Source organism: Halomonas sp. IOP_14, assembly GCF_021021315.1.
Lineage (GTDB): Bacteria > Pseudomonadota > Gammaproteobacteria > Pseudomonadales > Halomonadaceae > Vreelandella > Vreelandella titanicae.
In genome coordinates, this window is sequence record NZ_JAINWD010000001.1 from 28,353 (window position 1) to 41,172 (window position 12,820).

Here is a 12,820-nt window from a genome sequence, read left to right on the forward strand (position 1 = left end):
CAGGAGCTCAAGGATGGAGAGTCGCTCATGGGAGGACGATAGCTCAGGAGCGGACAGAGCGCACGGAGGCAGCTAGAATAGCCTCTATGAGTCATGACACTGCTATGCCACAAACTATGCCAAAAGCTATGGCAAAACGGTGTCGCTAGTTATGATGTTGCCAGTTACGATATTAAAAGCTAAATCAATCCGATAAAGAGGTTCTCTGTGATTATTAAACCCAAAGTACGCGGCTTTATTTGTACCACTACTCATCCCATCGGCTGCGAGCAGAATGTTCGCGAACAGATTGAAGCGACCCGTGCTCGCGGTTTGGATAAGCAGGCTGGCCCAAAAAAAGTACTCGTCATTGGGGCTTCAAGTGGCTATGGGTTGGCAGCCCGTATTACCGCAGCTTTTGGCTACGGCGCCGATACCCTGGGCGTTTTCTTTGAAAAGCCTGCCACCGATAAGAAACCCGGCACCGCAGGCTGGTACAACAGTGCCGCCTTCGATAAGTTTGCCAAGCAGGAAGGGCTGTACAGCAAATCGATTAACGGCGATGCGTTCTCCCATGAAGCGCGGGAAAAAGCCATTGAACTGATCAAGCAGGACATGGGCGAGATCGATCTGGTGGTGTACTCGCTGGCATCACCCGTTCGCAAGCTGCCGGATAGCGGCGAGCTTAAGCGTTCGAGCCTCAAACCAATTGGCGAAACTTACCGCGCCACTGCTATCGATACCAATAAAGACGCGATTATCGAAGCAGAAGTAGAGCCAGCCACCCAGCAGGAAATCGACGACACCATTACGGTAATGGGTGGCGAAGATTGGGAACTGTGGATGGAAGCACTTGACCAAGCAGGTGTGCTGGCAAAAGGTGCGCGTAGCGTGGCGTTTAGCTATATCGGCACTGAAATCACCTGGCCGATCTACTGGCATGGTGCGCTGGGTAAAGCCAAGGAAGACCTCGACCGCGCCGCAGCGGCTATCGACGCCAAGCTGAAAGAGACCGGTGGCGGTGCCAATGTGGCGGTACTCAAGTCGGTGGTCACCCAAGCGAGCGCGGCCATTCCGGTAATGCCGCTTTATATCGCCATGGTCTACCGCATCATGAAAGAGCAGGGTCTGCACGAAGGCACGATCGATCAATTGAACCGTCTATTCGGCGAGCAGCTCTACTCAGCCCAAGGCAAGCGCGGTGAAATGGTCACTGATGAGGTAGGGCGCCTGCGTTTGGATGACTGGGAACTGCGCGATGACGTTCAGCAAGCGTGTCAGGATCTTTGGCCTGAAGTGACGACTGAAAACTTATTCGAGATTACCGACTATGCTGGTTATAAGCACGAGTTCTTGAAGCTGTTTGGCTTTGAGCGTGACGATGTCGATTACGATGCCGACGTCAATCCAGAGGTTACGTTTGATGTCGTGAATCTGTAAGCCATTCACAGAGGCGGTAGCGCCGCCCAATTCGACCGGAACGCTGGAGGTGTTTATGGACACTAGGGAAAGCAAAACCCCGGAAGAAGAGAAGCAGCATATTATCAATGAGCGGATACCTGAGGATTATGAAACCTCAAAACCTCATCTACAGCCTGAAGCCAAGAAGCGGCCAGGCGGGCTGTATAAGCTACTCCCGCTAGTGGTGATCATTGTCGGCGTGATTGTGGTTAGTATCGTCGTGTTAGGCATTATTAACCGCGGTAATTAGTACTTAACCATTCTCTCTTTTTTGCCGGGCCTTGCGCCCGGCAATTTGCATTCATGCGTCACGTTTTTGTTGCAGTGGTCATAACGCTGCCATCCTCTACGCAATTGGGTAAGATGATCGTTTATCTATGTCGATGGCGGTCTTTCATGCATCTTTTCATGCAACTCAATCAGTTATCATGCAGCCCAACCCGTTAGCCTCACAGGCAGCGCTACCGCGTCGGCGGGTGGCCTTTTTGCTGCTGCCAGGTTTTTCGTTATTGACCCACGCCAGCGCACTGGAACCGCTACAAATGGCTAACCAGCTGAGTGGGCAGATGCTTTACCACACCGTCACATTAAGTCTCAATGACGAGCCCGTGCGCAGCGGTGCTCAGCTTTCGCTCATTGCTCAGCACGCACTAAGTACCGCATTAGGCCCGCTTGACCTGCTGTTGATATGCGCACCAACACCGCTGCCCTATACGCTTCCTGCAAAGTTGAATGAGTGGCTCCGTGGGCACCAGGGGCGCGGTGTGGCACTGGGTGGGTTGGCAGGGGGCACTGAAGTGTTGGCACGCTGTGGGTTGCTTGAAGGCTATCGTGCGACGCTGCCCTGGCAGCGTTTTGAGGCCTTTTCTCAAGCCTATCCGCAAGTGACGCTTTCTCAACAGCTGTTTGAAATTGATCGCGACAGGCTGACCTGCGCGGGGGGAACCGCGGCCATGGATTTGATGCTCACGTTGATTGGCCAGCATCACGGTGCGCGCTTGGCGGAGCAGGTGTCTGAGCAGTTTGTCTGCGACCGCATCCGCTTGGCAGATGAGCGCCAGCATGTGCCGCTGCGTAGCCGCCTGGGCCATGCGCCGCAAAGTCTGGTGGAGGCTGTCACGCTTATGGAAGCCAATATTGAGGAGCCGCTCTCGACCCTGGAACTGGCCGAACATCTGGGTATCTCTCGGCGTCAGTTGGAGCGGCTATTTAAGAAGTATCTGCAGGCGGTCCCTAGTCGCTACTACCTGGATTTACGCTTACAAGAGGCGCGCAAACAGCTTCGCGATAGTGACCGGCCGGTAGGCGATATTGCGTTTGCCACGGGATTTTCCTCAGGCGCGCACTTTTCTACCGCCTACCGTCACCATTTCGGCATGACGCCGAGAGAAGAGCGCCTGGGTTAGAAAGATAAGGTTAGAGGGTTCAGGTTAATGTATCCACAATGCCACCTTCCACACGCAGTGCCGCCCCGGTGGTTGCACTGGCTTGGGGAGAAGCGGCGTAGACGCTCATACTCGCGACTTCTTCGGGTGTTGCTAAGCGCTGGATAATTGAAGAGGGGCGGTTCTCTTTAACAAAGCGTTCTTCCATCTCTTGCTGAGAGATGCCCTCTTTTTCCGCCATTTCCCCCATCATCTTGATCACGCCTTCTGAACGGGTCGGCCCAGGTAGAATGGCATTTACGGTGACCTGGGTGCCGCTGAGCACTTTGGCCAGCCCGCGAGAGACGGAGAGCAGCGCCGATTTGGTCATGCCGTAATGCACCATTTCACTAGGGATGTTGATCCCCGACTCACTGGAGATAAACTGTATGCGGCCCCAGTCGCGCTCGCGCATGCCCTGGGCGTAGTGACGGGAAAGCCTCACCGCGCTCATGATATTAATATCGAAAAATTGCTGCCACGTAGCGTCATCTACATCAAAAAAGTCCTGCGGGGCGAAAATGCCTACGTTATTGATCAGGATATCCGCGCTGGGTTGCTGTTTAATAAGCGTTAGGCAACCTTCAGCGGTGCCGAGATCAGCCGCCACGCCTTCTACCTTGGCATTGGGAGTGTCTTTTTTAAGTGCGCTGATGGCACCATCAACACGTGCTTGGGTACGCCCTGTTATAACCACGTCAGCGCCTGCCTTGGCGAGCCCTTGAGCAATTGCAAAACCAATGCCCGCTGTAGAACCCGTGATAATGGCGTGTTTGCCGCTTAGATCAATCTGCATACGCTGGTCTCCTCTCATCCTGAGTGTCGGTGCTCATCACTATGCAACGCAGCTCAGCGAATAACCGCATAGCTTGCTAATAAGTATGGGGCTCTTTTAGAGTTCTTCAAGGCGGTTCAGTGATACGCCGAGACGCCGCTATTCATAATTTGCCGTCCCATTGCTGAAAGCGCTTGGACTCTTTACCACCTTATACTGTTGTTACTACTTTCCTCCACTGGAGCTAGCGACCCATGAGCCATACCCCAAGCCGTCAAGATTACGACCACTACATGACGCCCAACTACTCACCACAGCAGGTCATTCCCGTGCGTGGTGAAGGTAGCCGCTTGTGGGATCAACAGGGCCGTGAATATATCGACTTTGCCGGGGGCATCGCGGTTAACTCCCTTGGTCATTGCCATCCAGTACTGGTCAATGCGCTCAAAGAGCAGGGCGAGAAGCTGTGGCACCTTTCCAACGTATATACCAACGAGCCAGCGCTGAACTTGGCCAAGACGCTGGTCGAGCGCACCTTCGCCGATAAGGTGTTCTTATGCTCCTCCGGCGGTGAAGCCAACGAAGCTGCGCTTAAGCTGGCACGCCGCTGGGCGGTGGATAATCACGGTGAGCAGAAAGATAAAATCATCTCGTTCTACCAATCTTTTCATGGCCGCACCTTCTTTACCGTCAGCGTGGGTGGCCAGCCCAAATACTCCCAGGGCTTTGGGCCGGTACCGGGCGGAATTCTGCACGCTAATTACAATGACCTGGATAGCGTTCGCGAGCTGGTGGGCGACGACACCTGCGCGATTATGGTTGAACCCATGCAGGGCGAGGGCGGTATCGTGCCCGGCACGCAGGAATTCCTCCAAGGGCTGCGCGATCTCTGCGACGAGCACAATGCGCTGCTGATTTTTGATGAGGTGCAAACCGGCGTTGGTCGTAGCGGCGAACTCTACGCTTATAAGAACTACGGCATTACGCCGGATATTCTTACCAGTGCCAAATCCTTGGGCGGCGGTTTCCCCATTGGCGCCATGCTGGCTATCGACTCGGTGGCTAAATCGCTGGTTGTTGGCACTCATGGTTCTACTTACGGCGGCAATGCGCTGGCATCTGCCGTTGCCCTGGCGGCGGTGGAGCTTATCGATACACCAGAGGTGCTCGAAGGCGTTAAGCATCGCCACGATCTGTTCCGCGAGCATTTAGAAACTATCAACCGCAAGCATGGCGTGTTTAAAGAGATTCGCGGTATGGGCTTATTAATAGGTGCCCAGATGTCGGATGCCTATGAAGGGCGTGCCAAAGACATACTGCCGCTGGCGATTGAAGAGGGCTTGATGGCGCTGATCGCCGGGCCGAACGTACTGCGCATGGCGCCTTCTCTGGTCATTCCTGAAGCGGATATCGCCGAGGGCATGGCCCGCTTAGAGCGCGCGATTGAGCGATTAGTTGCGGCAGCATGAGTGAACAACAGGCTGCGTCAATCGTGTTAACTGAAGGGGAGGCATCGAGGATGCTGGTAGTTCGACCCGTTAAAGCGTCTGATCTCACGGCGCTTGAGCAATTAGCCGAGCATGCAGTACCTAAGCTTACTAACTTGCCTGCTAACCGTGAGCGGCTTCAGGAGCGCATTGCGCGCTCTCAAGACGCCTTTGATGGTGACGTCGAGTTTCCAGAAAACGAGCACTATACGTTTGTTCTCGCCGATGACACACGCGAGGAAGTGCTCGGTACCGCCACCATACGTGCCCAGGCGGGTGCCAATGAGGCCTACTACACCTACCGCCAGGAAACGCTGATTCACGCCTCCCAGCAGTTGAACGTACGTCGTGAAGTGCAGACGCTAGCGCTCTCCCATGAAGTTTCTGACGCTACCCTGCTGTGCGCCTTTTCGCTTAACCCGCGTTATAAAGGCACCAGCGCGGAGAGCCTGCTGCGCCGGGCGCGGTTGATGTTTATCGCCCAATACCCAGAGCGGTTTTCGCGTATTCTGGCGGTGGCGTTTCCCGGCTACTTGGATACGCGCAGTGAATCGCCGTTCTGGGAAAGCGTGGGGCGGCACTTTTTCGCCCGCAGTTTCCAGGATATTAACCACATTGCCGGGGTGCGCTCGAAAAGCTTTATCGCCGAAGTAATGCCCCAGTTCCCGCTCTATTTGCCGCTGCTAACACCCCAGGCGCGGGCGGCGATAGGTCGTGAGCACCCTGCTCATGAAGAGGCGTTGGAGGAGATGCTGGCGGAGGGCTTCGTGCGTTCGCGCCATGTGGATATTTTCGACGCCGGGCCGATTGTCAAAGCCGAGCGCGAGCGGTTGGAAACCTTCCGCAGTGCTGCCTGGCACCCGGTGCGCATTCGCCCTGAACACGCTTTGCCGGATGCTGAACCCGCGCTGGTTGCCAATCAAAAGCTGGGCGAGTTTCGCTGCATCGTCGCCCGCTACGCGCTGTCACCCACGGGCCAGTTGATGCTCTCAGCGGAGCATGCTGAGCGGCTGGGTGTCACGGAAGGGCGAGCGGTGCTTGCTGCGCCGCTGACGCTACCCACCGTGGTAGACGCGCTCGATGAAGGAGAAATGTAATGCGCATTCGACCCATTGCCCGTGATGATCTGGATGGGCTTCAGGCGCTTGCGCAGCAGGCGGGCGTTGGCTTTACCTCGCTGCCGGATAATCGCGAGTTTCTAGCCGGTAAGATTGAAGCGGCTGCCAGTGCCTTTGAAGAGCGCACTCCGGTGGATGATCGGCTTTATTTCTTTGTGCTAGAGGATGAAGTAAGCGGCGAGTTGGCGGGCTGCTGCGCCATTGAGGGGCAGGTGGGGCGCGAGGTGCCGTTCTATAACTATCGGCTGGGAACCCTTGCGCACTCATCCATTCAGCTGGATCTTCACCGCACTATCGACACGCTGTTTTTAAGCTCCGACCACACCGGCGATGCCGAAGTATGCTCGCTGTTTCTGCGTCCTGAGTATCGCGGCGAAGCCAACAAACATTTGCGCAATGGCGCGCTGCTCTCCAAAGCGCGCTGGCTGTTTATTGCCCAGTTTCGTGATCGCTTTCCCGATAAAGTGCTGGCGGAGATGCGTGGGGTGTTTGATGAGCACAATACCAGCCCCTTTTGGGAGAGCCTGGGCAAGCACTTCTTTCCCATGGATTTCAGCGAAGCGGATCGCTTAACCGGCCTGGGGCAGAAGAGCTTTATTGGCGAGCTGATGCCCAAGTTCCCCATTTACACCACCTTTATGGCCGAAGAGGCGCGGGCTTGTATTGGTCAGGTGCATCGCCACACCCGACCGGCGCTGGAGATGCTTAAGAAAGAGGGGCTGCGCTGGGAAGGCTATATCGATATTTTCGACGGTGGCCCGACGGTGGAGGCTTACATTGACGATGTGCGCGCCATCCGTAACTCACGGCTCTGCCAAGTGGAAGTATCCAATAGCGCAGCAGAAGAGAGCGTCAGCCGCTGGCTGGCCGCCACCACCCAGATGCTGCACTTTACCGCCAGTTGGGTAGGCCGCGCGCCTGCTGATGACAACACCATCGTGCTTAGCGAACAAGAAGCGAAGCGCTTAGGCGTTGCCACCGGCGATACCCTAAGGCTACTCGAGACCTAGGCGACGTTTACAGGAGAGTTTTATGCACGCCCAACAGCAGCAACTGATCAATGGCGCCTGGGTCGCAGGCGACGCCGAGCCGTTGAGCAAGCTCGATCCCGTTTCTGGCAAGTCGCTATGGCAAGCAGCGACGGCTAGCTCAGAACAGGTCACGGCCGCTGTGAAAGCCGCCCGCGGTGCCTTTCCCGGCTGGGCGCGCACACCCTTTGCCGAGCGCCAGGCGCTTGTCGAGCGATTTGCCGAGGTGCTAAAAACACGTGGTGAAGACCTGGCCGTGGCGATTGCTTCAGAGACCGGTAAGCCGCTCTGGGAGGCGCGCACCGAAGCGGGTGCCATGGTAGGTAAGGTGGCGCTGTCGGTTAAGGCGTATAACGAGCGCACCGGAGAACGGGAAAAAGCGGTAGGCAGTGCAAATGCAGTGCTGCGCCATCGTCCTCATGGTGTGATGGCGGTGTTTGGCCCTTACAACTTTCCTGGCCACCTGCCCAACGGCCATATGGTGCCTGCGCTATTGGCGGGTAACTGTGTAGTCTTCAAGCCCAGCGACCAAACTCCACTTACCGCGGATTTGACCCTGCAGTGCTGGCTAGAGGCCGGGCTTCCGGCAGGCGTCATTAACCTGGTGCAGGGCGGTGTGCCGGTAGGCCAGGCGCTGGCAGGTAACCCGGATATTGATGGCCTGCTGTTTACCGGTAGCGCCAAAGTGGGCGGTATGTTGCACCAACAGTTTGCCGGACAACTGGATAAAATTCTGGCGCTGGAACTAGGCGGCAATAACCCCCTGGTAGTGAAGGATGTCGACGACGAGCGTGCCGCGGTATTGACCATTCTGCAGTCGGCGTACCTCTCCGGCGGCCAGCGCTGCACCTGCGCGCGGCGTTTAATGGTGCCTGAGGGCGCAGTAGGCGATCGCTTGATCGATGCGCTTTCAGAGGCGATTACCAAGCTACACGTGGCGGGGCAGTTCGAAGAAAATCCTACGCCGTTCTATGGTGGTTTGGTCAGCGTAGCGGCGGCGGACGGCCTGCTCAAGGCCCAAGAGGAGCTGGAGAGCATGGGCGGTACGGTGATCAACCGTATGAAGCGCCAGAAGGAGAACACCAGCCTGTTAAGTCCCGCGCTGATTGATGTGACCGGTCTTGACGTGCCGGACGAGGAGCACTTCGGCCCGCTGCTGAAAATCCACCGCTATCGCGATTGGGATGAAGCGCTAGAGCTTGCCAATAACACCCGCTACGGGCTCTCCGCCGGTTTAATTGGCGGCGATCGAGCCGATTGGGACGACTTCCTGCTGCGTATTCGCGCCGGGATCGTCAACTGGAACCGCCAAACCACCGGCGCATCCGGCGATGCACCTTTTGGCGGCGTGGGTGACAGCGGCAACCACCGCCCCAGCGCGTTTTACGCGGCGGACTACTGCGCCTATCCAGTGGCCTCTATGGAAGCTGACAGCCTGGAGATGCCCGAGACCCTGCCGCCGGGAGTGAGCCTATGAGTGCCGCCGATCTCAGCAGCGTTAGGGAAGTCAATTTTGACGGCCTAGTCGGCCCAACCCATAACTACTCTGGGTTGGCCGTGGGCAATGTCGCTTCCATGAACCACGGTGGGTTAGTGTCTAACCCCAAAGAGGGGGCGCTGCAGGGGCTGCTTAAGATGAAGTCGCTGATGGACGCGGGCTATGCCCAGGGCGTTCTGCCACCCCAACAGCGCCCCGATATTGGCGCACTGCGCGATTTAGGTTTTAGCGGTAGTAATGGTGAGGTGCTGGCTCGTGCTTCTAAAGAAGCGCCGCAACTGCTTCGGGTTGTATGCTCGGCTTCGAGTATGTGGACGGCTAACGCGGGCACTATTACCCCCAGCATTGATGCACCCGATAGTCGGGGACACTTCACACCAGCGAACCTACAGTCTAGCTTTCACCGCTACCTGGAGCCACAAACCACGGGACGTGTGCTGAAAGCGATCTTCCGTGACGAACAGCACTTCTGCCACCACCCGGTGCTGCCCGCTACTCCAGCCTTTTCCGATGAGGGTGCGGCCAATCACACCCGTCTATGCGGTGAGCACGGCGAACCCGGTGTTCACCTATTTGTATATGGTCGCCAGGCGTTTGGTGACGTGCGTAGCGGTGAGCGCGAACCCAAGCGCTACCCTGCCCGGCAAACGCTGGAAGCCAGCCAGGCGGTAGCTCGCCAGCATGGGCTAACGGAAGCGCAAACGGTATTTTCCCAGCAGCACCCGGATGCCATCGACGCGGGTGTTTTCCATAACGACGTCATTGCGGTGGGTAACGGCCCTGTGCTGCTCTACCACGAAATGGCCTTTCTGGATGAAGAAGGCACGCTCGATGAGCTGCGCACCAAAATGGCCAGCCCGCTGATTCCCGTGCGCGTGCCCTTGGAAGCGGTAAGCATGGAGGATGCGGTAGCCTCGTATCTATTTAATTCGCAGCTGCTCTCCAACCCGGATGGCACCATGACGCTGGTAGTGCCCGGCGAATGCCAGGAGCGCGAGGCGGTATGGCGCACCATTCAGGATTATCTGCTGGCGGGCAATAATCCGATCAGTGAAGTGGTCGTTAAAGACGTCAAACAAAGCATGCGCAACGGCGGCGGCCCGGCTTGCCTGCGCCTGCGCGTGGTGCTAACGGAGGCCGAACGTGCAGCGCTCTCTGGCCGCGTGCTGCTCACCAATGCACTGTACACTGACCTGACCGCGTGGGTGGAGCGCCACTATCGCGTTCGCCTCGCCCCGGACGATTTGGCCGATCCACAGCTGGCGGAAGAGTCGCTTGCAGCACTGGATGAACTCACTCAACTGCTGAAAATCGGCCCGGTTTATCCCTTTCAACTGGGGTAGGGTGTGATGTAGTGAGGGAAAATAATAAACGCCATGGCAGTGCCTTGGCGTTTTGGTTTAAAGTTTGCAGCGAAAGCTTAGCCGTCGCTTTGCCCGGCGTATGCGATTAGGAGGGAGCAGTGCGACAATATATGCTGGCCTTGGTGATAGGAGTATTTTTAATAATGTCGACAGGCACTAATGCGAACGGCTTGGATTTCGAAGCGTTAGTGTCTGAGCAAGGCGCAGCAGGCCCACTGCCAGCACTTCAGCCGTTTGAAGCAAGGGATGGCACCACACTTTCATATCGGCATTATCCAAGTGAATCCGACACGGCGCTGGTGCTCGTGCACGGCTCAGGGACCGACAGTCGATATCTGGCAACCTTTGCTCGCGGATTGGCAGCTTCAGGCGCCGCCGCTGTTTACACCCCGGATATTCGAGGGCATGGGCCATCTCCCGTTCGGCGCGGCGATATCGACTATATCAAGCAGCTTGAGGATGATCTTGCCGATCTTATTGCCCACATCGAAGTGGTCAATCCTCAATTAACGCGTATCGTCGTCGGTGGGCATTCGTCAGGTGGCGGGTTAGCAATACGTTTTGCTGGTGGCACGCATGGGCACCGTGCCAACGCCTATCTGCTGCTAGCGCCTTACCTAGGATACGACGCACCTACTGTTCGGAAAAGCTCGGGCGGGTGGGCAGACCCCAAAGTGACCAGGATCATTGCTATATCCATTTTGAATGAACTCGGTATTACCCACTTCAATAAGCTACCGGTGCTGCACTTTAATTTGCCGCCCGAATACCGCCAGGGCTCAGAAACGCTAGCGTATTCGTACCGGCTTATGAAGGGCTTTGCTCCCGCCAATTGGCAGAACGATCTCAGTTCTATGACGGCTCCAGTCCTTCTTATTACTGGATCTGATGACGAAGCATTTTTTGCGGAGCGCTTCGAGCCCACTTTGCGGCCCATCGTTCCACACGCTGATATCGTCACGGTGCCTAATGCATCGCATCTGAGCCTTGTTGTGAACAAAGAGGGCATCAAGACAGCTTACCATTGGCTTCAAGCGTTATAAGAGCGAAAACCTCATGTGTATGGGATGGTGGAAACACTTATGGTTCTCACACCTAGCACTAGGATTACGTCAATATGCCCTTAATCGACATCCGTGCTGCACTCGAAACTGATGTTCCGGACATTCAATCCTGCGCACGACTGGCCTATTCAAAGTATATCAGTCGCATTGGTCGTGAACCCGCGCCCATGCATGCAGACTTCGCAAGCCTAATCGACTACGGCTACATAGATGTTGCCATCCTTGATTCACATTTTGTGGGCTATGTTGTGTTCTACCCCGAAGGCGATCATTTTCACCTCGAAAACGTTGCCATACTACCCGAGTATGGTGGCCTCGGCATTGGGAAGCGATTGATCGATCACGTGGAATGTTCAGCCGAGGAAAAGGGGTACGAAGCCGTGGAACTTTATACGAATGAAGCCATGATAGAAAATCTCGCCATGTACCCCAAACTGGGATACGTCAGGGTCGAGTGTCGGCATGAAGCGGGGTTTAATCGAGTGTATTTCCGAAAGCAGCTAAAGTTAAATGGCTGACAAGAAGAGCTTTCCTAGTTGGGTCGATTCAGTGAACGCGTCACTCTTGAGTTCATCACCGTATTGGAGATTGGTGATTTGAGAAAAGTATTAATGAGCGCCTGTCTCTTGGGTAAAAAGGTTCGCTATGATGGTGGCGCCCTTTCCGTGGATGATCAGATCGTTGAGCAGTGGCGTTCTGAAGGCCGAATCGTTTCTGTTTGCCCCGAAGTTGAGGCGGGGATGAGTATTCCCAGGCCGCCCGCGGAGATTTTCCAAGGCAGTGGTAAGGGCGTTTTAAACGGTGAGGTCGATGTTATCGAAAACGATGGAGGCAAGGTGACCAATGAATTTTTAGCAGGTGCCTCTATCGCTTTGAACCTGTGCCGTAAATTCGATATCGATATCGCAGTGCTTGCTGAGTTCAGTCCTTCATGCGGAAGCACCGCTATTTATGACGGCAGTTTCTCTGGTAAAACAGTACCGGGTATGGGAGTAACAGCCGCACTGCTCCGGGAACATGGTGTGCACGTGTTTAGTCAGTATGAAATAGCCCGAGCTAACACTGCACTTCTTGCTACAAGTTCGTGAAAGCAGTACTAGGATTCGAGATATGACGCCTATTATTCGGTCTACTAACGACAAGGCGTTCGCGGAAAAATTAATTCGCCAAAATATGTCTGCTTACTACGAACAGTTGGATATGCGCTGGAATACAGCCCTGTTTGATAAACAATGGGATGAGTTAGACAGTTACGAATTAGTTATTAACGCTAGCCCAGTAGGGTTGTTATGCATAAATCACGATGAAGCCGCTTACTATATTCGAGAGCTACAAATTGATCAGAAGTGGCAGCGCCAAGGCTTAGGTACAGCGGCAATCCGCCACACAAAGGAAATCGCCCAACAGTCGGGCATCCGCTTACTTCGGCTGCGTGTGTTTTGTATCAACCCAGCAATAGAGCTATACGAGCGTATGGGGTTTCGCGTGCGTAAAACAGAGGGTGGAACTCACTATATGGAGCGGAGCATACTCTAACCCGTTAAATTAATGGGGCTTTACTGTTAAGTACTACAAGAGATTGCGCCGGTGCTGCTGCTGGAACCAACCGACGCTCGCTTTAC

13 protein-coding genes are annotated in these 12,820 nt (G+C 55.5%); 12 read left to right on the plus strand and 1 reads right to left on the minus strand.

Annotated elements, in window-relative coordinates; genetic code table 11:
* The first annotated feature begins 207 nt into the window (after positions 1 to 207).
* The 3 genes from fabV to K7H09_RS00150 all read left to right on the plus strand — a co-directional run bounded on the left by fabV (position 208) and on the right by K7H09_RS00150 (position 2,846).
* Complete coding sequence (gene fabV / locus K7H09_RS00140; RefSeq protein ID WP_009288181.1) at positions 208 to 1,419, plus strand: enoyl-ACP reductase FabV; 1,212 nt, start codon at positions 208 to 210, stop codon at positions 1,417 to 1,419.
* 55 nt (positions 1,420 to 1,474) lie between these two features.
* Complete coding sequence (locus tag K7H09_RS00145) at positions 1,475 to 1,690, plus strand: hypothetical protein (RefSeq protein ID WP_141440805.1); 216 nt, start codon at positions 1,475 to 1,477, stop codon at positions 1,688 to 1,690.
* 178 nt (positions 1,691 to 1,868) lie between these two features.
* A complete protein-coding gene (locus K7H09_RS00150) occupies positions 1,869 to 2,846 on the plus strand; it encodes a GlxA family transcriptional regulator (RefSeq protein WP_180091052.1) in 978 nt (325 codons plus the stop codon).
* 19 nt (positions 2,847 to 2,865) lie between these two features.
* Here K7H09_RS00150 and K7H09_RS00155 read toward each other — a convergent pair whose 3' ends face one another.
* Positions 2,866 to 3,660 carry an SDR family NAD(P)-dependent oxidoreductase gene (locus K7H09_RS00155; protein ID WP_141440806.1) on the minus strand — a complete coding sequence of 265 codons (795 nt, stop codon included), beginning with the start codon at positions 3,658 to 3,660 and terminating at the stop codon, positions 2,866 to 2,868.
* Between the two features lie 233 nt (positions 3,661 to 3,893).
* Here K7H09_RS00155 and K7H09_RS00160 point away from each other — a divergent pair, with 233 nt between their 5' ends.
* The 9 genes from K7H09_RS00160 to K7H09_RS00200 all read left to right on the plus strand — a co-directional run bounded on the left by K7H09_RS00160 (position 3,894) and on the right by K7H09_RS00200 (position 12,734).
* The gene (locus K7H09_RS00160; RefSeq protein ID WP_027960007.1) at positions 3,894 to 5,108 is read left to right on the plus strand and encodes an aspartate aminotransferase family protein; all 1,215 of its coding nucleotides are present in this window, start codon (positions 3,894 to 3,896) and stop codon (positions 5,106 to 5,108) included.
* 50 nt (positions 5,109 to 5,158) lie between these two features.
* Positions 5,159 to 6,223 carry an arginine N-succinyltransferase gene (locus K7H09_RS00165; protein ID WP_141440807.1) on the plus strand — a complete coding sequence of 355 codons (1,065 nt, stop codon included), beginning with the start codon at positions 5,159 to 5,161 and terminating at the stop codon, positions 6,221 to 6,223.
* A complete protein-coding gene (gene astA, locus K7H09_RS00170) occupies positions 6,223 to 7,254 on the plus strand; it encodes an arginine N-succinyltransferase (RefSeq protein ID WP_138801075.1) in 1,032 nt (343 codons plus the stop codon). The genes K7H09_RS00165 and astA overlap by 1 nt, the downstream gene beginning before the upstream one ends.
* A gap of 22 nt (positions 7,255 to 7,276) precedes the next feature.
* The gene (gene astD / locus K7H09_RS00175) at positions 7,277 to 8,749 is read left to right on the plus strand and encodes a succinylglutamate-semialdehyde dehydrogenase (RefSeq protein ID WP_141440808.1); all 1,473 of its coding nucleotides are present in this window, start codon (positions 7,277 to 7,279) and stop codon (positions 8,747 to 8,749) included.
* Positions 8,746 to 10,113: an N-succinylarginine dihydrolase gene (gene astB / locus K7H09_RS00180; RefSeq protein ID WP_230803097.1), complete on the plus strand. Its 1,368-nt coding sequence runs from the start codon at positions 8,746 to 8,748 to the stop codon at positions 10,111 to 10,113. Before astD ends, astB begins: the two co-directional genes overlap by 4 nt.
* Before the next feature lie 164 nt (positions 10,114 to 10,277).
* Positions 10,278 to 11,177, plus strand: a complete 900-nt coding sequence (locus tag K7H09_RS00185; protein ID WP_161575212.1) for an alpha/beta hydrolase — start codon at positions 10,278 to 10,280, stop codon at positions 11,175 to 11,177.
* 74 nt (positions 11,178 to 11,251) lie between these two features.
* The gene (locus tag K7H09_RS00190) at positions 11,252 to 11,716 is read left to right on the plus strand and encodes a GNAT family N-acetyltransferase (protein ID WP_138801079.1); all 465 of its coding nucleotides are present in this window, start codon (positions 11,252 to 11,254) and stop codon (positions 11,714 to 11,716) included.
* Between the two features lie 63 nt (positions 11,717 to 11,779).
* Entirely contained in the window at positions 11,780 to 12,286 is a 507-nt protein-coding gene (locus K7H09_RS00195) for a DUF523 domain-containing protein (protein ID WP_141441531.1), read from the plus strand.
* A gap of 22 nt (positions 12,287 to 12,308) precedes the next feature.
* On the plus strand, positions 12,309 to 12,734 hold the full coding sequence (locus tag K7H09_RS00200) for a GNAT family N-acetyltransferase (RefSeq protein WP_141440812.1): 426 nt from the start codon (positions 12,309 to 12,311) through the stop codon (positions 12,732 to 12,734).
* Positions 12,735 to 12,820 lie beyond the last annotated feature (86 nt).